Raw genomic sequence first — 23,937 nt, 5'->3', positions numbered from 1 at the left:
AACCACTGATATGCAAGACCAACACTGTTGAACAAAATAGAATCAATGGCCTTGGGGCTGTCAAAAATTTCGTTTATTACACATTCAGCAACATACCTTGTTCGGGTTTAATTAAATTCACACCCAGGTCATTTTCCTGTGATAATTCATGCAGGATCTGATGTGCTGTATCTTCCTTGGAAGGTGCAATGTCATCAGATTTGGGTTTAATGTGAGTCACTATGACTGACAGTCCACGTAATGAACTTCTAAAGTCTAAAGGATCAACCATTGATGCTAATTGGCGCAGTTCTGACATAAACAAGCTTGGTTTTAAATGACCAAATAATTTGTCATTGGGTTGTGAGTTTAAAAAAGAACACTCGAGCATGATGGCATGAAGCTGTTTTTTTCTAACGAGTGGTGCAATTTCTTTCCAGATATTCTTCATATTGGACGATTGTTCAATACTATCAGGGCCAGTATCGCCAAAATATAGGAGGTATTCGTTTTTATATCGTATTAAGAAAGCACTAGATGCCATTCCACTATGGCTTAAAGGGAACGTTTTTACCTGCAGATCAGTATTTGGAATCGAAATCCATTCAAGTAAGGGTATTGATTGGTATTGTTGATAATTTAAATGTGGAATCTCTCCTTTATCTCCAAAATTGCCCCAAACAGACCAATTAAAAATATGATTTTGCAGTGCTTGCATCGTTTCATTGCGCGCCATAATGGTTTGTTGCTCCCTTAATTCGGGTTGCGCCATAACAAGACCCATTAGATGATCAAGATGTGCATGAGAAATGAGGTACGTTGGAATATGTTTTTGCAGCAAATCCCCAACACTTTTGTTGTGTATGGATTGTTTTTCTATTGCAATTTTAAGCCCATTGACCAAAGTACCCCCATCAAGGGCTGTGTAGTGTTCGCTCTCGATGCTCTTTAATAAATAGGCTGATAAATTTCCATCGGTTAATCCACCATAGACTCCAAGAGGGATAATTTCAAAGACGGGTGCAGAAGATGCTGAAATGGTCATTGTAAAAATAACAAGGGCTATAAAAAACTGACACATGATTTTATCCTTAACATGAGTTGAGCATTTTTGCGCAATAATACACTATTCTGTTGAGCTGTAATCACCGTATTTAAAGGTAATCAAAGCCTAAGTACTAATACTTAAAGTCAGTTGATAACCGTCACCTGGTTTAGCCGAGCAGGGAAGTAACGGAGATCACCATTTCAGATGGCTGTTACCCGTGCTTCAACTTTATTTATGCACTTAAATTTATTTTTATCCTTCATAATTAACTAAAAGTTAATATATGTTAATCATTTATTATATTTATTAAATTATATTTAATTATTAAACTCTTTATTTAGAGGCATTACTATGCTTTTTCTGGAGAGATAAAATGGTTTATTTTCATATGGTCTGGTTATTAAGTTATATTTCAATCGCTTCCTTTTCTGCGACAATAATTACACCGGCACTGCCTGACATTCAGCAACAATTTGGCTTACAGCAAGGGCAGGTGGAATGGATGGTATCCGCTTTTTTGGTGGGCTATGTCATCGGTCAATTAATTTATGGTCCCTTGGCAAATCGCTTTGGACGCATTAGTGCATTACGCACCGGACTGGTAATTAATATTTTAGGTATTATTACCTGCCTTTTGGGTATAAATCATCATTCATTCCTATTATTGCTTATCGGTCGTTGGATTAGCGCATTGGGGGCGGCCAGCGGATTGTCTTGTACTTTTATGCTCATTAATGAATGGCTTCCTGCTGAACACAGAAAAACAGCAATGGCCTATACGATATTATCTTTTACTTTAGGCATCGGTTTAGCCGTGATTCTAGGCGGGATTATTACTGAATACAGTTATTGGAAATACTGTTTTTATCTGCTGCTCGGTCATGGAATAATCATGTTTTATGGGACCAGAGTGTTCAGCGAAACTTTGAAAACTCCACAACAATTAAACTGGAAATTGATCCTGAATGGGTACCTGGAATCGTTATCATCAATTACATTAGTCATCTACTCTATATCTGTGGGTCTTTGTTCTGCAATCGGATATTGTTTTTCTGCCCTGGGTCCGCAAATTGCTAATGATTTATTTCATTTGACCCCTGCTGAGTATGGTTACTGGAACCTGTTTAATATGGCTGGAATGCTTGCTGGTGGATTGATTGCTCGTTCCATGTTGCATCGGTTTACTGCTGGAACAGTAGTTCTGATTGGAATGGTAGGTACTGCTTTGGGATTGGCTCAACTATATTTGATCTCTTATGCTCCAAATCATTCAGTCGTCTGGTTTTTTACCAGCACGTTAACGATGTATTTATTCAGTGGATTGTTATTTGCTGGTGGTTCCCTGATCGCATCAAACTCGGTTATTGATAAAGCCAGTGGAGCGGCAATGATGAGTTTTCTGAATATGGTGACAGCGACGCTTTCAGTAATATGCTCGGGATGGATCAGTGATAATCCATTGATTGGTTTTATCTCAGTATTGGCTGGATTATGGATGATGGTGTTGTTTTTATTATTCGTCCGAAGTATTTGGAATAAGTGGCTTGTGTCCTGTTAATGACGTTAAGGATTATTGGTCATTAATTCGAATGATTTGAAAACGAGCGTATGAGAAGTGACAACACAGGCGGTTAAGTTCCTTTGTGTTGTCGCAGCATGTTGATGATATTTTCAATGAGTGGAGATTTAACACTCAGGCAGATTAACCGCTAATCCACCCATGGATGTTTCTTTGTAGATGCTTTGCATGTCCATGCCAGTTTGTTTCATGGTTTTAATCACTTTATCCAATGAAATCTGATGCTGACCGTCACCGATCAGGGCCATTCGTGTTGCATTTACGGCCTTAACTGAACCCATGGCATTACGTTCAATGCAAGGTATTTGAACCAGACCAAGCACGGGATCACAGGTCATCCCCAAATGATGTTCCATAGCAATTTCCGCTGCGTTTTCTACCTGGGCAACTGTACCGCCTAACACAGCAGTCAAGCCAGCAGCTGCCATTGATGAAGCCACACCGACCTCGCCCTGACATCCTACCTCTGCTCCAGAAATTGACGCGCCTTTTTTATAAAGTATGCCTATGGCTGCTGCGGTGAGGAAATATACGTACACATCTTCATTGCTCATCTTATCATGAGCTTGCTGACAATATTTCAAGACAGCTGGAATAATACCTGCGGCGCCATTGGTTGGCGCAGTGACTATGCGTCCCCCAGCGGCATTTTCTTCGTTAACGGCCATCGCATAGAGATTTAAGTGATTCATTATATCGGATTGTTCGAAAACGCTTTTGACCCCTTTTTGATCCATGAGCTTTTTATAGAGATCTGGCGCTCGTCTTTTTAAATTAAGACCTCCAGGTAAGATGCCATCATGATTACAGCCACTGGTAATGCAATCATCCATTACTTTGGCAATAGCTAAAATTCCCTGTTGGATTTCTTCTGTACTGCGCCAGGTTTTTTCATTAGCCATCATTAATTCAGCTATGGTCAGATTATTGGACTGACATAAATTTAATAGCTGTTCCGCTGTAGAAAAGGGATAGGGTGGTGGGTCGGTATCTTCGCTGGGTTGGTCAAATTCTTCTTCGGTAGTGATAAAGCCACCGCCAATAGAGTAATAAACCTGACTGAATAATTCAGTTCCCTGATCATCAAAAACTGAAAATCTCATTCCGTTGGTGTGTTTGGGCAGTAATTCTTTTTGTAAAAATAACAAGTCAGTAGCTTCGTTAAATGGGATATTTTTCTTTCCTGCAAGATTAAGAGTATGGGAGCTTAGTATTTCATGCATGCGAGGTATCATGGACTCGGGTTTAACCGTTTCCGGTGCTTTATTTTCCAGTCCGTTCAGAATGGCTTTATCAGTGCCATGACCTTTACCAGTTAGAGCCAGTGAGCCATATAATTCAACTTTGACTCTTTGCGTTTTATCAAAAAGGTCGCGTTCTTCCAGTAACAACAAAAAAGCATTGGCAGCAGACATCGGGCCAACCGTATGTGAACTTGAAGGGCCAATTCCAATCGAAAACAAATCGAATACGCTAATGTTCATATCGTTTCTATCTCTTGCTCTAATTAGTGCCAAGTTTAGAAGGATATTATCTGTTTGTCTATTTGTAATTAATTCATTGTTTATGACTGGTATTTTTATGGGAATTTAGGCAGAATGGATGAGCTATTTTACAATGTTCTATATCTTTCTAATTCAATTAGGGAAGATATGTACTTAAGAAAGACTAAAAGGGGATTGTTTATGAAGATGAAATTGGTCACTGCGGCCGTCTTGGGGCTGGCAATGTCTAGTGCAATGGCAACCGATGCCACATCCTTACCAACAGACAAAGATAAATTGTCTTACAGTATTGGTGCTGATTTAGGAAAGAATTTCAAAAATCAAGGTATTGATGTAAACCCAGAGGCATTAGCTAAAGGTATGCAAGACGGTATGAGTGGAGCTCAATTGATCTTGACCGAACAGCAAATGAAAGATGTTCTTAATAAATTCCAAAAAGATTTAATGGCAAAACGTACATCTGAATTTAATAAGAAAGCAGAAGAAAACAAATCAAAAGGCGAAGCGTTTTTAACTGAAAATAAAAGCAAAACTGGTGTTGTAGTATTGCCAAGTGGTTTGCAATACAAAATTATAGACGCTGGCACAGGTGCTAAACCCGGTAAAACAGATACTGTAACAGTAGAATATACCGGCCGATTGATTGACGGCACTGTTTTTGACAGTACTGAAAAAACCGGCAAACCAGCAACATTCCAGGTTTCACAAGTAATTCCTGGTTGGACTGAAGCCCTGCAATTAATGCCTGCTGGATCGACCTGGGAAATTTATGTTCCTGCATCGCTGGCTTATGGCCCACGTAGTGTTGGTGGACCAATTGGACCAAATGAAACTTTGATCTTTAAAATTCATTTGATTTCAGTTAAAAAATCCGCATCTTAATCAATAGTTAATTCACCCTGAATTCATTTGTTCAGGGTGAACTCTGTTCCTTATTTACTTCGCTTCGAGATATCTTAATAATGAACAAACGTCTTTTTATCGTTTTCATTTTAGGTTTTTCTTCAGGTCTTCCCTTGTCTTTAATCAGCAGTACCTTACAAGCCTGGTATGCTTACAGTGGGATGTCGGTATTGGTAACCGGTTCTTTAAGCCTGGTAAGTCTTCCTTATGCCTATCGAATTTTCTGGGGACCTATTTTAGATCGTTATTCTTTATTTAATCTGGGAAAAAGGCGCAGTTGGATTCTGACCATGCAGTTTTTATTGCTGGTTGGATTTAATCTTATGGCTTGGCTTACTCCTGAGCAGCATCCTAAATTTTTAGCGTTTCTTGCTTTGATATTAGCCTGTTTTTCTGCGACTCAGGATGTTGCGATTGATGCGCACCGAGCTGAGTACCTTCCTGAATCAGAACATGCACTGGGTGCTTCTCTCGCTGTTTTCGGATATCGTCTCGCTTTGTTACTTTCTGGTGGTTTGGCTTTAGTCATGGCCGGGCATTTTGGCTGGGCATTCACTTATCGATTTATGGGTTTTGTAATGATAGTCGGTATGGCTGCGACTCTAATTAGTCAGGAGCCTTCAGTTGAAATTCAGGAAAAATCCAATTTTGCGTTTTCTTTTGTTGCTCCGGTTAAGGAGCTTTTTGGTCGACCTAAAATCATATATCTTTTGATGTTTGTTTTTTGCTATAAATTAGGTGAAGCGTTTACCACTACAACCAGTGGAATTGTAATGCCATTTTTAATTCAGGGATTGGGTTTTTCTCTGGATACTATCGGTTATATAAATAAAATGATGGGAATAAGTTCCATTCTGCTTGGAGGATTAACAGCAGGGTTCATATTACTGCATTGTTCTCTGTATCGCTCTTTGTTATTTTTTGGACTACTGCAAGCAGTGACCAATGTTTTTTTTGTGGCGTTGGCCATGATTGGAAAAAATACAATTTTATTAGCTGTAGCTGTGGTTTCAGATAATTTTGCAGCAGGCATGGGCTCCACTGCTTTGGTTGCTTTATTCATGCGATTAGTGAATAAGCAATTCACCGGAACGCAATTTTCAATTCTGGTTGCTTTGTCGACTTTACCAAGGATTGTATCAGGTCCTGTAGCTGCAAGTATTCAGTTGAATATTGGTTGGGTTGGCCTGTATCAATTATCCATATTCTTTGCTTTAGCTTTTATACCATTCCTCATATTAATTAAAGATCAGACAAATGGTAATCAGCCACAGCAAGTCATTGTAAATGAGGAAGAGGGATTGAAGGTTGTAAGGGAATAATGAATTACAAACTATAGAATCATCTTGCCTCAATCAACTCTTTCTACCGCACAAGGAATTTGAATACAATGCCTGTTCGCGGGAAGAGGGTTGGGGACACTGCCATTAAGTTAAGAAAAATTCACTTTAAAATGTAGGTTGGGCCTTGGCCCATAGCCGTCAGGCTAAGGAATGAATAAGTTGTTTAACTTATTGATTTAATATTAAAAAAATCTAGAGTACCCTTTAAATTTTTTCCTGACGGGAAACAAAAAAGGGACTCTATGCTGTTGGCTACCATATCAAATATTCCGCAAAAAATCTTTAATTTTTTTACTTTAGAAGCAGAGCGTCTAGGGAAAGAAACTCAGTATAAGCAACGTCGCTCAAAGTTGGCACCTAGTACTTTTATTAGGGCCTTACTCACCGCGTGTCAGTCCGGACACTTTGGTGTAGAGGTATTTTGTTGCATAGCGCCCTTGAGAAGCTCTTTAAAGGGAGTGGAGGAGCCGCGTCATCTGCCGCTTTAAAAATACAATTGATGTTCGATTACTTAGAAGGTCAGATCAAGGAACTGACGCTTACTTCCGGCTGTGATAATGATCAGAGCTTTGATTATTATTTTAACTCAATACAAGAAGGAGCTCTTTATTTAATTGATTTAGGCTATTTTAAACTTAGTTCATTTAGCAAAATTATCGAAGGGCATGCTTTTTTTTTCAGCCGATTACTTAGCGGAACCAAATTATTTACAGTAGAGAAACAACCTTTAGATTTACTCACAACATTATCGGCGGCGGGGACAGCATCTGAAGGCAGAAAATCAGTCCATATTTGATCAGTTTTATGGACTTGCAGCCTAAACTCGTCCAGCGTTTCTTCATTCTGCATTTGAAAAAATTTTCGCAACAGAGCCAAACTGATCTATCTTCTTATATGTTGAAGGGTGACGTTACATTCTCCTCGAATTGATCAGAAGGTCTTAAATTAAGTTCAGTTACAAAATATTGATTCTCCCATCTAGGATGCAACGTATTGATGGGGATATTTTCTAATGGTTTGTCTAAGGCCAGAGTATAATTTTTTACAACAAAGGCAATTAACGTTTTAAAGGCCACATTAACGAAGATTCCTCCTGCAGGGCAAGAACGAGGTCCTGCTGCAAAGGGGAAAAAGTGAGGGCCGCTAAAACGCGGAGACGGAGTTGTTTCAAAACGTTCAGGTTTAAATTGTTCAGGGTTAGGCCAATACTCTTGATCAAAATGTTCACGTCTGATGGCACTGAACAAATAAGTGCCTTTTAAGATAGGAACACTGCGTTTTACTCCATCATTACCTGTTACTTTAGATAAAACAGCATCTTGCCCCACTCTACGAGCAATCACTGAAGTAGGTGAGACAAAGCGTAAAGTTTCAGCGTAGAGGGCATTTAAATAAGATAATTTATCTAATTGCTCAAAATCACTTATATCTACACAATTTAATTCGTGGATTAAACGTTCTCTAATGGATGTTGTTGCAAATATTTTTGCCAGAGCCATGGCGCAGAGAGCAGATAAGTTGCTTTCTACAATAAGTGCACCTCCGCCATGCGTTTCTTGTAGTATCTTCAAGCGATCGGCACTTGATTTATCGGTTAGATTCTGATCTGCAATTTGATCATAAAGATATAATTGGTCTTGAATTATTTTATCAGCGGAAGCATTAATAATTTGCTTTGATAAGGTTAATAAATCAGCACTTGCTTGCTCAAAATCAGCTTTTCCTGGTTTACTGTGTACTATCATCTCACTCATCGCTTTGAGTACTGGAATGGCTTCGAGTTTCACAGGATTTAGACCAAATATGGAGCGAGCAATAATATTGGTACATATCCAACTGATTTGTGTTTCAAAATCTACTGATAATTGCCACTTATCAAATTGATTTTTAGCAAACTTTAAAGTTTCAGCACTGACTCGGGCAGTCACACCCAAATGTTGTTTTATCTTCTGGCGCTCACTTAGAGCCTCCTCAGCAGATAAATTTACAATAGTTTCCTTTATAATCGCCGCTTTCATTACTAAAAAAGGTTCGCGGGCTTGAGTATCTACAGGATCTTCACCATAACTGGCAATCGCAGGAACTGGTCCCATTACTAAAGTGGTAATTTGAAAGCTTTTTATTGCATAAGGACCAATAACAAGCTGTCCTATGCCATTAGGAGTTGCTTTCATGCGCGGATAACATTCGTCTAATATCCAGTCTCTATTAAACGCATGTCAAGCCATTTCCGGAAGATCGCCAAAAATATAAGATCTGCCAAAATTAAATGATTTTGTTAAAGCTCCGCTTAAGATTCCTATAGTTCCATTATAAAGTTGTGTTAGAGGGGTTGTAATAAAGGAAAGGTATGCCATGGCAAGAACCCTTGTAGATGAAAATTACATTATGGTTGCTTTGAAAGTATTATTAAAGAGCTATTATTTATTTGTTACTATTTTTTTGAGATTTTCATGTGGTATCGTCAAGTTAACTTTTGAGTGGCTCTGTTGCGAAAATTTTTTCAAATGCAGGATGAAGAAACGCTGGACGAGTTTAGGCTGCGAGTCCATAAAACTGATTAAATATGGACTGATTTTCTGCCTTCAGATGCTGTCCTTTTCGGAGCATATGATGGAGCTCAATGCCAGCCGCCAGCGTAGCTTCAGCTGAATGAAAGGCTTTAAACCCTTTCATAGGTTTTATAATTTTCTTGATGAACCGATGGTCCTGTTCCACGATGTTATTGAGGTATTTGACCTGTCTCAAATGAATCTGAAAGAACAACCCACCCATTATAAAAAGCAGCGCCAGCTGCAGATTAATGGTATCAATACCTGCTTTATTGGCACCACTTTTATCCATGGTCACCTTCTCTGGAAGACTGTTCGAACCAATCGCCTTACTGAAAAAGGCCCGTGCTGCTGGTTCAGCACTCTTTTTTGACAGCATGAAACCAATGGCATTGCCTTCCTTATCAACTGCACGATACAGATACACCCACTGCCCCTTAACCTTTATATAGGTCTCGTCCATACGCCATAAAACACCAACAGGACACTTGCATCGTTTGCGAAAAACTTCTTCCAGCTGAGGAGCGTATTGGATTACCCAGCGATTGATTGTAGAATGATCCACACTTAGTCCGCGCTCCAGGGCAAGTTGGTATTTTAAATGAAAACAACCTAGTACCTACCGCTGCAATAACCCGAAAAGAGTCATAGGTTTGGGATGGATAAGATTTTTATATAGTCTTTTATATCCTGAATAAAATATCTCTTTTAAATATGTAGATTTGAGGTAGATAAGATTGATTTGAGTAATTATTATTCAATTATAGGTGTCTATTAAAATCCATAGATTGATGCAAAACCCGAATAATAGCGATGCCATAATCGGTAGTTTTAAAAAAAATAATATGAGAGCCAACATTAAATGCGCGTAAATCTGGACGAATATAATCACACTTTCGAGAAATTAATGGATCATCTGCAAGATGCTGAAAGCTTGATTCGAGCGCCAAAATATAGTCCTCTGTTCTTTTGATGCCAAACTCGTGTGTACTATATAAATAAATTGACTCAAGATCCTCTATTGCTTTTGGATAAAGGCGATATGTTTTATTTGGCATGGGATTTTTTCTTCATTCGCTTAAGAAAATCATGAGCATCCCATACGAGAGGATCGCCGCTAGTTTCACTTTCATCTATAAGATGGCGCAATTGCTCCAGCTTTGATTCAGCTTGTTTTTCACGAAGTAAACGCAACGATTCTCTCAATACTTCGCTATTACTTCTATAATTCCCTGATTCTACCAGTGATTCCACGTAATGACGAAGTTCATTACCCAAATCAACAGTCATTGTGCGAGTCATAGCAACCTCTATAATGTAAGAATATATCTTATATAAATTATATAAGACATTGTCTTACAATTCAAATGAAGTGAATATGATCTCTGAAATGGTTGAACATTTAATGTAGTTTGTTGTTAACTGCATCCATTTGCCCTATGCCTCCTAATCCTAATCCTAATCCTAATCCTAAGGCTGACATTTTAAGATTGGATAGTTCAGTGTGCGATTTTGCATGATGTAAGGTGACTCCAAACCAGGGTTAAATTAATATCGCTCAAGAAAATATTTTCCATCTTGACCTAAATAATAGATCTGTCTTTGTTTTAAATAGACACTCACATATACAATTCCAGCTCGAGCAATTTCCTTATGAAATTTTACAACCGATATTTTGTGGTGATCGAACTTATCCAAAGCATTTTTGAGTATGTCTAAGTCTAAAGATTCACCGAAGGTAAACGAATTTTTATCTATGGACTTATCGATTTCTGCTGCGGGCAAATGGTACAGCATAGAGTCTTTAGAATAAAAAGCAAGTTCATCATTAGTGACATCATAAGCTTGTCTAACAACACCTAATTTCATTAATTTATCTGTAAATTTAAGAAAGTCACCCGGCGCTCGATATCTATCAACGCAAAGCGCTTTTATTTGTTTTTGGACATTATCGCCACGAGCAAAAAGTGTGGTTGAAATGAGTAATAAAATTAAGAAACACCCTTTTAGAAGTTTAGTGAGCATCATGTGTTTTTTATTTGGACTAATAAATGTTAAGTGATGGTATCACAATCCATCTAAAGAGTGTGCGCAGAAAATAGGGCTGGCATTCCATTAAACGATACTTTTTAAACCAGCCTCAGAAAAGCCTCTCCTTCAACATGAACTGGATCATTTTAACTGTGTGGATTAACTAGGATGTCATGGTCACGATTGAGGCGTATTGCAAATGGAAAAATGAGCCTATCGATTTATTTTATGCGAATGCGGCAGCTCTTATTTTTACCAAAGATAAAGACTGGGTCGCTTATCAGCGTAGGTTGAAAAAATCCACTAAATCTCACCAATTGAAAGATGGTGAAAAGGGGTTCTGCTGATAATTTATAAAAAATTTACCATAGATAGTTTGTTTTGTGAGCAAAATGACTTATAATGTTCTCATTTTTTTAAATTGAATATTAGAGAAAATATATGATATTTCAAATGTTGAGAGCTGCGATTGAAGGTGTTTCTGAAAACAATATTGGTCGAGCTAGAACAATTAATAAAATATTATCAATGATAATTGCAGAGGAGAGATTGGGAAACTGCTCTTTAGAAGATAAAGAACTTATATTTGATGGGGTAAAGTTTTTAGTCTTACTAAATGAAAACGAGAGCGATGAATTCACTAGAACTAATGCATTACAGATGCTATCAAAACTCAGTCTTGAATTTCAAAATTATTCTCTAATAAATTCCATTATTCTTAAATTAAAATTCAGTCATAATCACTCTCTTATAGTTAAGGAGGATTCAGTTGATGGTCATATAATGAATCACCTAAAAATATGGTTTCCTAAAAAGGGCACTCATCCTTTAGGCGGTATTGTAAATGAATTAAGACTTATACGGCAAAGCAGATTGTATCTCAAGAGAAATGAACATATTACTTTACTAACTAATTTTAATACTAAAGATGATGAAAACTACGTTCATTCATTTTGTAAAAAACATGGGATTTGTTTTGTTACACCGAGTGATATTCAAATAGAATTAAAAAATCAAGGATGGGAAGATAAAGCTGTTCAATTAAAATTGTTTGATATTGCTATGGCAGAATTAACTCATCCTGCAGGTCATCCAGTTATTGCTTCGGACATATTCAGATTATTATCGCCTGTATTGAAGCTTGGAGCTTATTCAGATATTGACCGTTTGGTGAAACACATTGATACATCAATATCTCCAAATGAGTTGCCAGCTTTAGTACTCAATTTCCAATTTGAAATAACAGGCTTATCTATGCTAACAGTTAAATCTTTGAATACAGATTTTATGTGGGCAAAAAATACGGAGCACCCACTATTAGTAAAACATCGAAGAAATATTTACTCAAACTATTGTAGCCCTAGTTTTATTTATAACATAAATATGAACTATAAGGTTACACAGTTTGGCGAACCTCTTGATTTTGACCAGGCTGCTATTGATCAATATAAACAATTTTGTCTGGAATATTCTTTTACTAATTCACCGGAGAGTATTTTAAAATTTAGAGAAGAATTAAGAGAACGGTTTCCTCAGCAAATAGAAGCTTATTTTTATTATTATGTTATGTCTCTCACAGGTCCTATGTCTTTAGCAGGCACTTTATTTTACAACCCCAGTATTTCTCAAGCGTCATTAGATGAAATTTCAAAATACAGGGTTAGTGAAATTCCAATCCAATTAGTTAATGAGGATTCTAATAAATCCAGTGATCTTTCTTGGTTAAATGTAGGTGTTACTAAACTGATGAATGAAGAGAAACGAATTATTGAAAGTGCTCGAATAATTCAACGATTTTGGCGCAATGCTGAAACACGCCTCCCTGCAGCGGAGGTTGATTCTGAGCAATTTCGTTTCTGCAATATAATTTAATTGTCAGGATCTCTCTTTATTCAGATCCCTAGAATCAGCCAGTAATATAGCTGGTCTCATTACCATCAAGAAGGTCAGGTCTTGCTTTTTGCTCCGAAGCAATATATCAAGCAAAAAGTAAGGCTTGCCCCTGATGAATCCCGGTTACCTCTATAGAGTCACAGATTCCAAACTGACTGTTTCCATGGTAGAAATTATTGCTGGCTTTAATTGTTTAAAAAAGAATAGGCGTGGGTTGCCATCATATTTTACAATCGGCTCATACTCTATATTTTTCAATGTTCTTTGCAAAATAGCACGCGAGGCTATATTGTCAGGGTGAGCCGTAGCTACAATTTCCTTTGGTAAAGGACTTCCATGCTCAGCAGCAATAACTCCAACAGCATGTTTAATATATTTTTTTGCAGCAATCGCGATTTCAGTGCCATAACCTTTACCCCAAAAAGCTTTATCTATGAAAAATCCAATTTCTATAACATTCGCATGACCGGCACCAGTTGTATGATAGGTTTCCAACTCATTTTTGATTGAAACCGAACCAATAAATTGGTCTGTGTCGTTTTCATAAATTGAAAACAGACTGAATGGATCGCCGTTATTCCAAGCAGAAGTTTTCTGATCAATTACAGTTTGAACCTGCTCAAGAGACCAAGTTTTCCCATCATTAAGCAATTTAACAATTTCTGAATCACCAAGTAACTTTGCATAACTGTATACCAAGTCTGCTCGCGAATCTTGATTCAATGATTTGAATGTGAGTCGATTTGTATGTATTGAGGTAATATATGTATCAGATTTAATTGATAAATCACCAATTTTTTTTGAATTGTAATTATATGTTGTCATCAGCAATCCTTATTAATTCCAATTGATGTGAGTCGTTTCAAAGTCTTATCGGTATGTCTAGTGCCATTCGAGGCTTTGTAGTTGACAAAGTAACGCCTGTTTTGATAACAATAGATTTTTGCGCTCATCAATAAGATACCTCATGTGTCCGAGCTTCTAAAATAAGAGAAACAAGTTTGCCAAATTGCTCACTGGTAACTTTTCGGTTAGGAATATCTGTGTTTACGCGATGAACAATTACAAGATCCCATGATGGTACGATAAGAATGAAATGTCCTCCTGCGCCGCGTGCGGAGAATGAGCTTTCTGGCAAAATCACGCCAGGTAAATGCTGGCCGTTCACGGTCACCCACCAAAGATAACCGTAACCTCCTGCATTGTAAGTATCGTCAATAGACTAGGGGATTGTACTTTCCTTTACCCAGTCGGAAGGCATTAGCCTGACTGTGAATCAAAGCACCTTTCTTAAAAGTAAATTGGTATAATTTGTATATTCGTCACAGCTTACGCCTGCACTGGAGACAACCTCTTTTGTCTATAAAAGGATGTATTTGAATTGTTGTAAATAAGTGATTAAATTTTATTCTTTTACGTTAACAAAAAAATTTTGTTTCAGTGATATTATGTGAACATATTTAAGGATAGATAAAAAAAATTGATCATGAATATCCGAGCAACTGAAGAATCAGATTGGCTAATATTAAAAGAAACTCGATTGGCAGCACTACGTGATACCCCGACCGCATTTGGTGTAAGTTACCAAACAGCTATCACTGATAGTGACGAACAGTGGAAAGAAAGAGCATCAGCAAAAACTCACCCAAAATTTTGGTTGGCATTTAAAGGTGATCAAACGATAGGAATGATTGGCGCTGGAGTGGATCAAAGCGATCGATATAATTTGATTGCAATGTGGGTTGAACCAAAGTCGCGTGGATTGGGTGTTGCAGAATACTTAGTAAATACAGTGAAGTTTGATTCAATTAAAAAAGGATTTAAACAAATTTTTCTAGATGTCTCACTTAAAAATTTAAGGGCTTATAGATTTTATGAGAAACATGGCTTCGTTTTTAATGGGGAAGAAAAGCCACTTGCGAGCCATCCAGAAATTATGGTTCAGACCATGGAGTGGCAGTCAAAAAAGTAAGATATTTTTAGTCATCTCTAAAATGGGATATCTAGATATTTCATTTATTTTCAATTTGCTTTTCCACAAAATGATAGATTTGCGTAAAAGCAAATGGAACTATATAGTGGAGCAACAATTAATCTGTAATGTCACGAGTTCTAAATTTATCCCCAAGGATTAATTTATTATTCAAAAGCAAACCCTAACAGAATTGTATATTTTTAGTAAAGGATAATTAGCTTAGACTGTGCAAGTCAATTAGACCACGTCATAATTACCCTACTGAACCCTATTAAAAACAGGTATAAAATGTACATTACTCCACCCCGCTTTCTTCCTGGTGATGAAATTAGAATTATCGCCCCTTCTCAAAGCATGGCAATAGTTTCAAGTGATTGTCAGCAACGCGCAACACATCGTCTTGAACAAATCGGACTCACCGTAAGTTTTGGAAAAAACTGCGCATCCATAAATGATTTTAATTCAAGTTCTATCCAAGAACGTATAGCGGATCTGCATGACGCTTTTGAAGATAAAAAGATTAAAGGAGTGCTTACTGTGTTGGGCGGATATAACTCCAATCAACTGCTAGACAACATTGATTATTCACTAATTCAAGCGAATCCTAAAATATTTTGTGGGTATTCTGACATTACTGCTTTACAGAATGCTTTTTTAAGCAAAACAGGATTAGTTACCTATTCAGGACCACATTATTCTACATTTGGTTGTAAACTAGCTGTTGATTGGATAATAACGCAGTTTCAGAAGGCTACCTTCCATAATCAACTTAGTGAAATCACACCCAGCCATCAATGGAGCGATGATCTGTGGTATTTAAACCAGGATAACCGGAAATTTATCAATAATGAAGGTATTTGGGTTATTTCAGAAGGTGATGCAGAAGGAACTATTGTCGGTGGTAATCTTTCTACGTTATGCCTGCTATGTGGTACAGAGTACTTTCCTAATATGGATAAAACCATATTATTTTTAGAAGACGACTTTGAAAGCCATGTGAACCTTTTCGACAGACAACTCCAACAATTAACTATGCAGCCAAATTTTGATAAAGTTCGGGCATTGGTCATAGGACGCTTTCAAAATGCATCAAAAATTACACGCACTCTTTTAGAGCAACTAATTAAAAGCAAAGATATATTAAAAAATATTCCAATCATTGCTAATGTTGATTTTGGGCATACCATGCCCTTTTTTACCTACCCTATTGGAGGAGCGGCCAGGGTGTCTGCAAATAAAAAAGGAGCTCATCTATTTATATAGTACCTTAATCAACTTGTAATGACTTGACGTGGTTTAATTAGCGATTGGGATTTATTGTCTTACCCCCTCTTATTCGAGAAAAATCACTTAAAAACTCATTTGAAAATCAAAACTAATTTTGGTAGCGTCTACTTTTCTTCAGGGTACAAAAAAATTCGTCCTTTTCCATTAAATGACGTCTTAATATAACTTATTCAAGATTATTTCCCGATTTTGATGGCTGTGCTAAAGAAGCGGGTTAGAAAACGCAATAGCTGAGGTAACTAACAAACGCACTGACAAAGTCAACACTGTTATCTATTCAGATGATTTCATTATTACTGGAGCCACAAAAGAAATTTTGGAGGAAAAAGTAAAACCAGTTATAGAGGAGTTCCTTTCAAAGCGGGGCTTGAAACTATCAAAAGAGAAAACCACTATTACCCATATTGACCAAGGTTTCGATTTCTTGGGATACAATATCCGTAAATATAAGGAAAAACTCTTAATCAAACCGTCGAAGAACAATATTAAGACATTTCTGGCTAACATCAGAGACATCATAAAACGCGCTAAAGCTACAAGGACCGAGGATTTGATCAACATCTTAAATCCCAAAATAAGAGGCTGGACAAATTACTATCGGCATGTGGTTTCTAAAGCGGTCTTCAGCAAAGTAGATAATGATATTTTTCTTGCCCTTTGGACTTGGGCAAAGCGACGGCATAGAAATAAAGGTCGGCTCTGGATAGCTAAGAAATATTTTTGTGCTGTGAACGGGGACAACAGGGTGTTTTACGTTGGTTTAGTGACTCATCAAGGACAATGCAAATCACTAAAGTTGCTAAACGCCAACGCTACTCCCATAAAACGTCATATCAAAATCCGGGCAGAGGCCACACCCTATGACCCAAAGTACAAATAGTACTTTGCAGAAAGGGAAAGGCTTCAGCGCTGGGCGAAATCGACAAAAGTACGAACAGCTGGGTCAGAGAGACTGGCTTAATAAAGGCTTGAGCCCACTACACGGAAACGGGTACGGTGGGTTCTTAGAGGAGCTGGAGGTTGAGAGGCCTCTAGCTTACTTGACTATGCTAGTTACCAATACCGCAATTTATTAAAGAGCAAGGGATATATTGGTAGCATGAGCAGAAAAGACGACTGCTGGGATAACAGCGTCGTTGAAAGCTTCTTTGGCAGCTTAAAACAAGAGCGAGTTCAATGGCGAAATTATCAAACCCGATGGGAAGCTCAACAGGACATTTTGAATTACATCACCATGTTCTATAACAGCCACAGATTACATTCATATTTGGGATATTTAAGCCCAAATCAATTTGAAAAACAGAGCGATTTATTAATGAAAGTTGCTTAACTGGGGTGTAACATTTTGGCTGACCACGTCAGTTCAAGTGTGGCCTCTTTTTTGGATAAATAAATTAAATACTCGCGTTCGAGCGCATGAAATAATTTTTTATTCATGGAGTATTCCTTTGCAGCCAGCCCTCAATATAGGTGATGGTTTCTTCTATAGTACTTACTGCCTGATGATAGAGGGGTTTAAATAATTCGCGTTGGCCAGACTTCCAATAGCGCTCAACATACTGACAGGCGTATTTCATACGGATGGTTCCTACATAAACCGCTCCACCTTTTATTTTATGAGCTGTTTTTTCAACTAAAGGATAATCATGAGCTGTGAACGCTTTTTTCATGTCGTCCAAATCAGTAGGAAGCTCCTGGGTCATTAAGGTTAACAATTCTTTTAACATCTCTTGAGTCGCACAGTTCTTCAATGCTTCGTCACTGTTTAAGATAGGGAACTGGTTTAATTGAAACATCTCATCATCACTGTCAGGCAAGTCTTTTCTTGCTTTGGAGAGATCAACAGCTGGCGTTTCATGCCGCTCTGGGATGAACGATTTAAGAATATCTGTGGCATGATCCTGAGTTAGTGGCTTGGTTAAAACCGCATCCATACCTGCCTCAATGCAGCGCTGTTTACTTTCATCACCACCGTGCGCGGTGAGTGCTATGATGGGAATGTGTTTGGTTGGACTGGTTTTAGATCGGATAAAATGCGTGACTTCATAGCCATCCATGCCCTCACCTAAGCCGATGTCCATAAAGATTAAGTCATAATCGGTTTGCTCATAAAGAGCCAGTGCATCAACTCCACTGGATGCGACATCAACGTGACAGTCCATTCCTGATAAGAGTGTTTTGGCTACAGTTTGGGCAATGAAATTATCCTCGACAACCAAGATTTTGCTTGATGCTTTGGTGTTCGATTGTGGTGCATGTTTTTGCTGATTTAATGGAATCATCAAGGTAGTTGGACTTTTTAGTTTATCCAGCGTATCAACACCTACATCATTATCAAGTAAGGGGATTTGAAGGGGAATAAGACAAGTAAATACCGTTCCTTTATGAGGTTCACTATCGACATAAATTTCACCACCTAACTCATTAATAAATTGCTTTATAACATAAAGTCCTAATCCAGCCCCTTTGTAAATTCCTTGATAGGATGGAGTGAGTCTTTTGAACTGCACGTAAATATCTTGTTGCTTGTCTTTAGGTATTCCCATACCCGTATCAGTCACAGTCAGTTGAAGAATCAGAGATTGCTGTTCTTTTTTAGCGTGACTTGCATGAATGGTAACGTGGCCTGAATCCGTAAAATTGAGCGCATTACCTACCAATTCAAGAACAATCCGGTGAATGCGGACTCGATCTCCTATTACAAAATGAGGAAGTTCTGGATCATAACTAAAAGATAAGGCCAATTTTTTTTCCGCAGCTTTTGAAGAATAGAGTTTGATCACGTGTTCCAATGTTTCGGCTAAACTAAATTTCTTTTTTAACAGAGGAATTTCACCAGAACTAACTTTGATGGCATCTAACACCTCATCCATTAAATCCAGCAACGCATGACTTGATGCAATTAAATTGTCCGCATATTCTTTAATTCGCAGGTCGGTTGCTTCGGATTTTAAAATTTCACTAAACCCTACTATACCCGACAATGGGGTTCGGATGTCATGACGCATGTTGGCAAGAAATTCTGTTTTTGCCTGGTTGGCTAATTCCGCGCGCTCTTTGGCCTGTTTTAAATCTATGAGTAATTGTTTTTGTTCTGTGATATCAACGGATATACCCACTACTCCTATAACTTCTTTGCGCTCGTCATCAAATAGTGGTACACGACTTGATGAATAGTAGGTTAGTGTTCCATCTGGATTGATAATAGGGGGATCTTCACTATTGAGTTTCGGTGTTTTGGAAGCCATAACCTCTTGGTCATCATGCTTGTATAACTGGGCGTGTCCTTGAGTCCATCCAGCAATTTTACCCATCTGTTCATAAGTGATTCCTATAAACTCTTCTGGTTTTTCCAATCCTACAAACTTAAGAACGTTGGCATTGCATCCTTGAGTGATGCAATTCTTATCAAGCCAAAAGACATTATTAGGCATGCAACTGATGATTTTTTGATAATAGTCATGTACTTCTTTAATGGTTTTCATTTGAGCAATAGCCGAAGGAAGTGAATTGTGATCGGTTGTCGTGTCTGGCACGTTGTCCTTGGTTTTCTTGCTCACTAAAATATCCTTTTTAAGTCATTCATTTAAAATTATATATTAATTTTCGTCAGATGCTCATGCAACATGCGGGACAAAGTGTCTACATGAGGTTCTTGAAACATGGTTTCATGATTACCTGGTGCAATAAACCGACTAATTTCATTATTGGAAAATTGTTCCCAATGATTAAGTGGTGCATCAATTTCTGCAAAAGCAGGTAGTAGATCTTGTGATTTAAATAAAGCGATAGGGGACTCGATGAGCTGCATTTTAAATTTCCACAATAGATTAAGACGAAACCATTGAATATCTAATAAGATTTCAGGTTTTGGTAAACCATATTTTTTAAAATCACTAATAAGTTCTGCGTGTTGTCGTGCCATTGAGGTTTTAAAATAGTGATCATCAAGTAACGTATTGGGATATACGCCCCATCCATCGAGCACAATAAGTGATGCTACCTCTTCATTTTGAAGTTTTAACTCATGTGCTATGTGCGCTGCAACACTGGCGCCGAAAGAAGCACCTCCAATCAAATAGGGTCCATTGGGTTGAATTGCTTTGATGTGTTTTAAATAAAAAGAAGCCATTTCTTCTATAGAATTTAAAACAGGTTGTTCCATATCAATACCTGGGTCTTGAATTCCGTATATAGGTCTTTGTTTCTCTAAGGCGCGAGCCAGTTTAGTAAACCAAAAAACAGTACCACCGATTGGATGAATCAAAAATAAAGGAGTTTTATGCCCATTAGGTTGTAAACAAATAACTGGGTTTGGAATATCGCTTTGAGTTTTAATCGGTGTGACGGTGGTTTGTTGTCTTAGTTTGATTAAATTCATTTGTTCTTTAAGTGTTGCATGAGTATACAAATCACGAATTCGAAGCGTTACCTTGAACTGGTCTTGAATCAGAGAAATGAGTTTAAGCGCTAAAAGGGATGCGCCACCTGCATCAAAAAAATTATCGTTAACACTGATTTGATTGGTTTCCAATACTTTTTGCCATAACAGCATCAGCTCATGTGTTTCTTCGCTGGTATTCGGTGCTTCTAGTACTGTTTGAGTGAAATCAGGTTCTGGTAGGGCATTGACATCGACCTTCCCATTCAAGGTTAGAGGAATGGTGTCAATAATGATAAACACCCGAGGCAGCATAAATGCAGGAAACTTTGCTTTTAAATCTTTTTTTATAGTCGCCAGATTAATGTGAACTTGCTTAGGCTTTAAGTAGCATGCCAGGTAGTCGTGTCCATGCGTGTCTATTTTCTTTACCACAAGACAATCTGAAACGTCTGAGTGGTGAAGTACGGTTAATATCAATTCTTTAGGTTCAATGCGAACCCCATTAATTTTGACCTGGTCGTTGTTTCTGCCTAAATACTCCAGAATTCCTGGTGCGAGCCATCGTACCCAATCCCCTGTTTTATAAATAAGTTTAAAACGATGGGGTTCAAAAGGATTTGGAATGAAATGTTCTTGAGTCAAGAGTGCTCGGTGATGATATCCTATAGCCAAACTCAAACTGCCAATGTAGAGTTCACCTTCTTCACCTAGTGTGGCGAGGTTTCCGTGGCTATTTACGACATACAAACTGGTATTGTGAATAGGGCCGCCGATAATGTTCGTGTGCAAATCCTTATCGGAGGTAGAAACCTCGTAGGCAGTAATATCAATAGTGGCTTCCGTGGGTCCGTATAAATTAATGAGTTGGCATCTCAATTGCTCAAAGAATAACGTTTTAATTTCAGGGCGTAGTGATTCACCACCAACAAAAACATAACGTAATGAGGAACAGGTGCGTATCCGTTTGTTTTGCAGCATTTTTTTCAAAATGGAGGGAACCAGTTGCAGGGTGGTGACTTGGTAGTGATTAATTAAGTCAATAAGCAATTCGGGATCTACATGAGTACCTTGTTGCGCTATGACTATCTGTGCACCTGTAAAAAAAGGTAAAAATAGTTCCCAGACTGACGGATCAAACGACAGTGGCGTTTTTTGAAGAATGATGTCTTTTTGCGTCAAATCAAACCGTTGGCTTATCCATAACATATGATTCAACAGAGCGAGATGCGTTATTTCAACTCCTTTAGGCACACCCGTACTGCCAGAGGTATACATCATATAAACCAGATTTGATGATTTGGCGCGAGCAGTAAACAAAGGAGATAAACCTGCCAGCTCATGGGTTATTGTATCCAATACAATCAGGGCTAAATCTAAAGAACCAACCTGGTCTTTCAAAAGAGTCTCGGTAATGAGTAGCGTTGCTTCACTGTCTTTCACCATAAATGCGATTCGTTCTATAGGGTAATGCACATCAAGAGGTACATAGCAACAGCCCGTTTTAATGATGGCAATAATGGCAATGAAGGTATGAATCCCAGGTTCTAAATACACCGCAATTTTATCTTTAGGGTGAACACCACATCCTAAAAGGTAGTGTGCCAATCGATTGCTTTGTTCGTTAACCTCTTTAAAGGTTATTTGGGATTCTTTAAAATGAAGCGCTATGGCATCGGGTGTTTTTTGGGTTTGTTTTTCAATAAAGGTACATAGGGTATCCTGGTGATTAAACCATGAGCTATCACCATGACCTATGTATTGGCCATTCTGTTTGACAAAATTTAAGGTGGTCATGGATTATTATCCGATTTCCAGGGAAAATAAACCGTAGTGCTGCTCCCATTGTTTCAGATAACTGGAATATCCTGTTCCTTTAATCATCATGATGGTATCCTCTTGTGGCGCTCTAACCGCATGAAACGCATTCATGCAATGAATTCCATGTGGATTCGAGCTAGGTACATCAATAAATACAGGAGCACTTTGTGCCAATACAAGCAGCTCTGCAATTAAAGTCTGGGCAATTTCTGGTGTGTCTGCAATCAATGCGCCAATGCGAAACCCACGAACACAAGGGCGTATAAAACCAAACCCTTTGATGACGTTATCGTCCATAAAGACAAAACCATTAGTTTTTGGTTTTAGTATCAATTCTTTAAGTAATAACTCTCGGTTAGTAACATAATGATTTTGGTAATATTGGCTTATGGAAGGAATTAGCTTATTCGTTATTGAGGTGCACTGGTCGCTCATAGAGGGGGAAATTAATTGGCTAGAGTCAATATACCAGCGTTGAATACTAAGAACAGGTATAAAATCTGCTTTTTTATAGCGATCAACTTGTTCCGAGACGGCACATAATGCAATGTGTGCGTCAGGATATTCTCTAATTATTCGGGTCATACCCACATTCCATAGGGCTTCTCCAACTCCTTGTCCGCGATATGACTTATGTACAATAAATGGTCCCAAAGTAAAAAAAGCAGGGCTATGTTTGATTAAAGAAAGGGAAGCTACACTCTTGTTTGTTTTTGCAATATAGTGGTGAATAGGGTCTATTTTATAATAGATCTCACTGTCGTGGATGCCTATATTCCATCCTTCATCAATACACCATTGATTAATTTCCTTAAAATCGGTGGGCTGCATCAAGGTTACTGTTATCGTTTTTCCAAATAGTTCAATTATGGAATGATTCATATTCTGATCCGAGTTAAAAATTCTTATTTGAATTTAAAAAATTAATCCATCATAGTGATGTATTTTATTTAGTCAAATGTATTCTAAGATTCGGCTCATTTAATTTTAGAGAGATTTTTTTGTTACCTTAAGTGTCACTTTTAGTCGCGTGGATTGGGTGTTGCAGAATACTTAGTAAATACAGTGAAGTTTGATTCAATTAAAAAAGGATTTAAACAAATTTTTCTAGATGTCTCACTTAAAAATTTAAGGGCTTATAGATTTTATGAGAAACATGGCTTCGTTTTTAATGGTGAAGAAAAGCCACTTGCGAGCCATCCAGAAATTATGGTTCAGACCATGGAGTTGCAGTCGAAAAAGTAAGACTTTTTTAGTCATCTCTAAAATAGGATATCTAGATCTCTCATTTATTTTACTGCTGTAATGACAGAGTAGTATCCAAATGTTTTTTTCATCTTTGGATCTTTGAAACCAATAGTTTTTAATAGGTCAAATAATTCATTTTTTGTGAATTGCTGCGATTTGTGATTTATAAACATTAATAAGTCAAAGCATGCTGTAGTTAGTGGCGATACTTTATCATCATCTAATAACATTTCGTGTATGTAAATTTTTGCACCTGGCAGCATTGACGTGGTCAACCAAAATGTTACACCCCAGTTAAGCAACTTTCATTAATAAATCGCTCTGTTTTTCAAATTGATTTGGGCTTAAATATCCCAAATATGAATGTAATCTGTGGCTGTTATAGAACATGG

Annotated in this window: 20 protein-coding genes and 2 pseudogenes; 10 read left to right on the top strand and 12 right to left on the bottom strand. The window is 37.7% G+C overall.

The features are described from left to right. Window positions 1–76: 76 nt before the first annotated feature. Window positions 77–1,060 carry an MBL fold metallo-hydrolase gene (locus tag ELY21_RS01455; protein ID WP_127106221.1) on the bottom strand — a complete coding sequence of 328 codons (984 nt, stop codon included), beginning with the start codon at window positions 1,058–1,060 and terminating at the stop codon, window positions 77–79. A gap of 340 nt (window positions 1,061–1,400) precedes the next feature. Here ELY21_RS01455 and ELY21_RS01450 point away from each other — a divergent pair, with 340 nt between their 5' ends. Then, window positions 1,401–2,585 (top strand): MFS transporter, encoded by a 1,185-nt coding sequence (locus ELY21_RS01450; protein WP_127106219.1) that lies wholly within the window; start codon window positions 1,401–1,403, stop codon window positions 2,583–2,585. A gap of 128 nt (window positions 2,586–2,713) precedes the next feature. Here the strand turns inward: ELY21_RS01450 and ELY21_RS01445 are convergent, their stop codons facing one another. After that, on the bottom strand, window positions 2,714–4,090 hold the full coding sequence (locus tag ELY21_RS01445) for an L-serine ammonia-lyase (RefSeq protein ID WP_127106217.1): 1,377 nt from the start codon (window positions 4,088–4,090) through the stop codon (window positions 2,714–2,716). A 201-nt stretch (window positions 4,091–4,291) separates the two neighbouring features. Here ELY21_RS01445 and ELY21_RS01440 point away from each other — a divergent pair, with 201 nt between their 5' ends. The 3 genes from ELY21_RS01440 (at window position 4,292) to ELY21_RS01430 (ending at window position 7,153) form a co-directional block, all read left to right on the top strand. Further along, window positions 4,292–4,993 (top strand): FKBP-type peptidyl-prolyl cis-trans isomerase, encoded by a 702-nt coding sequence (locus ELY21_RS01440; protein WP_028385090.1) that lies wholly within the window; start codon window positions 4,292–4,294, stop codon window positions 4,991–4,993. Between the two features lie 80 nt (window positions 4,994–5,073). Then, window positions 5,074–6,336, top strand: coding sequence for an MFS transporter (locus ELY21_RS01435; RefSeq protein ID WP_127106215.1), 1,263 nt, complete (start codon window positions 5,074–5,076; stop codon window positions 6,334–6,336). 445 nt (window positions 6,337–6,781) lie between these two features. After that, complete coding sequence (locus ELY21_RS01430) at window positions 6,782–7,153, top strand: hypothetical protein (RefSeq protein ID WP_158618490.1); 372 nt, start codon at window positions 6,782–6,784, stop codon at window positions 7,151–7,153. Between the two features lie 94 nt (window positions 7,154–7,247). On the opposite strand, the gene ELY21_RS01425 is transcribed toward ELY21_RS01430, so the two are convergent. From ELY21_RS01425 to ELY21_RS01405, 5 genes and pseudogenes are all read right to left on the bottom strand, one after another. After that, a complete protein-coding gene (locus ELY21_RS01425) occupies window positions 7,248–8,531 on the bottom strand; it encodes a cytochrome P450 (protein WP_127106211.1) in 1,284 nt (427 codons plus the stop codon). Window positions 8,532–8,892: 361 nt separating this feature from the next. Further along, window positions 8,893–9,501, bottom strand: a pseudogene (locus ELY21_RS01420) (IS6 family transposase); the annotation flags it as partial. Window positions 9,502–9,670: 169 nt separating this feature from the next. Beyond that, window positions 9,671–9,967 (bottom strand): type II toxin-antitoxin system RelE/ParE family toxin, encoded by a 297-nt coding sequence (locus tag ELY21_RS01415; protein WP_127106209.1) that lies wholly within the window; start codon window positions 9,965–9,967, stop codon window positions 9,671–9,673. Next, window positions 9,957–10,211 (bottom strand): type II toxin-antitoxin system ParD family antitoxin, encoded by a 255-nt coding sequence (locus tag ELY21_RS01410; RefSeq protein WP_127106207.1) that lies wholly within the window; start codon window positions 10,209–10,211, stop codon window positions 9,957–9,959. Before ELY21_RS01410 ends, ELY21_RS01415 begins: the two co-directional genes overlap by 11 nt. A 246-nt stretch (window positions 10,212–10,457) precedes the next feature. After that, window positions 10,458–10,937: a DUF1398 family protein gene (locus ELY21_RS01405; protein ID WP_127106205.1), complete on the bottom strand. Its 480-nt coding sequence runs from the start codon at window positions 10,935–10,937 to the stop codon at window positions 10,458–10,460. A 444-nt stretch (window positions 10,938–11,381) separates the two neighbouring features. Here ELY21_RS01405 and ELY21_RS01400 point away from each other — a divergent pair, with 444 nt between their 5' ends. Further along, window positions 11,382–12,812, top strand: coding sequence for a hypothetical protein (locus tag ELY21_RS01400; RefSeq protein ID WP_127106203.1), 1,431 nt, complete (start codon window positions 11,382–11,384; stop codon window positions 12,810–12,812). Window positions 12,813–12,962: 150 nt separating this feature from the next. On the opposite strand, the gene ELY21_RS01395 is transcribed toward ELY21_RS01400, so the two are convergent. Further along, window positions 12,963–13,658, bottom strand: a complete 696-nt coding sequence (locus tag ELY21_RS01395; protein ID WP_127106201.1) for a GNAT family N-acetyltransferase — start codon at window positions 13,656–13,658, stop codon at window positions 12,963–12,965. A gap of 661 nt (window positions 13,659–14,319) precedes the next feature. Here ELY21_RS01395 and ELY21_RS01390 point away from each other — a divergent pair. The 4 genes and pseudogenes from ELY21_RS01390 to ELY21_RS01375 all read left to right on the top strand — a co-directional run. After that, window positions 14,320–14,805: a GNAT family N-acetyltransferase gene (locus tag ELY21_RS01390; protein WP_127106199.1), complete on the top strand. Its 486-nt coding sequence runs from the start codon at window positions 14,320–14,322 to the stop codon at window positions 14,803–14,805. Between the two features lie 291 nt (window positions 14,806–15,096). Then, complete coding sequence (locus tag ELY21_RS01385) at window positions 15,097–16,071, top strand: S66 peptidase family protein (RefSeq protein WP_127106197.1); 975 nt, start codon at window positions 15,097–15,099, stop codon at window positions 16,069–16,071. Between the two features lie 250 nt (window positions 16,072–16,321). Beyond that, on the top strand, window positions 16,322–16,975 hold the full coding sequence (locus ELY21_RS01380) for a group II intron maturase-specific domain-containing protein (RefSeq protein ID WP_255411159.1): 654 nt from the start codon (window positions 16,322–16,324) through the stop codon (window positions 16,973–16,975). A 165-nt stretch (window positions 16,976–17,140) separates the two neighbouring features. Next, window positions 17,141–17,425, top strand: a pseudogene (locus tag ELY21_RS01375) (IS3 family transposase); the annotation flags it as partial. Between the two features lie 103 nt (window positions 17,426–17,528). On the opposite strand, the gene ELY21_RS01365 reads toward ELY21_RS01375, so the two are convergent. The 3 genes from ELY21_RS01365 to ELY21_RS01355 are packed head-to-tail and all read right to left on the bottom strand — an operon-like array spanning window position 17,529 to window position 23,179. Then, the gene (locus ELY21_RS01365) at window positions 17,529–19,655 is read right to left on the bottom strand and encodes an ATP-binding protein (protein WP_233588629.1); all 2,127 of its coding nucleotides are present in this window, start codon (window positions 19,653–19,655) and stop codon (window positions 17,529–17,531) included. A gap of 32 nt (window positions 19,656–19,687) precedes the next feature. Next, entirely contained in the window at window positions 19,688–22,273 is a 2,586-nt protein-coding gene (locus ELY21_RS01360) for an amino acid adenylation domain-containing protein (protein ID WP_127106193.1), read from the bottom strand. A 6-nt stretch (window positions 22,274–22,279) separates the two neighbouring features. Next, the gene (locus tag ELY21_RS01355; RefSeq protein ID WP_127106191.1) at window positions 22,280–23,179 is read right to left on the bottom strand and encodes a GNAT family N-acetyltransferase; all 900 of its coding nucleotides are present in this window, start codon (window positions 23,177–23,179) and stop codon (window positions 22,280–22,282) included. A 153-nt stretch (window positions 23,180–23,332) separates the two neighbouring features. Between ELY21_RS01355 and ELY21_RS15975 the strand changes: the two genes are divergently transcribed. Then, complete coding sequence (locus ELY21_RS15975) at window positions 23,333–23,542, top strand: N-acetyltransferase (RefSeq protein WP_127106189.1); 210 nt, start codon at window positions 23,333–23,335, stop codon at window positions 23,540–23,542. 297 nt (window positions 23,543–23,839) lie between these two features. On the opposite strand, the gene ELY21_RS15970 is transcribed toward ELY21_RS15975, so the two are convergent. Next, on the bottom strand, window positions 23,840–23,937 hold a 98-nt coding region (locus ELY21_RS15970), incomplete at its 5' end, for an IS3 family transposase (RefSeq protein ID WP_370272436.1).

Origin of the sequence: Legionella sp. km535, from assembly GCF_003990085.1 — a bacterium.
GTDB classification, from domain to species: Bacteria; Pseudomonadota; Gammaproteobacteria; order Legionellales; family Legionellaceae; genus Legionella; species Legionella moravica.
This window is presented reverse-complemented; position numbering and strand designations above follow the sequence as displayed.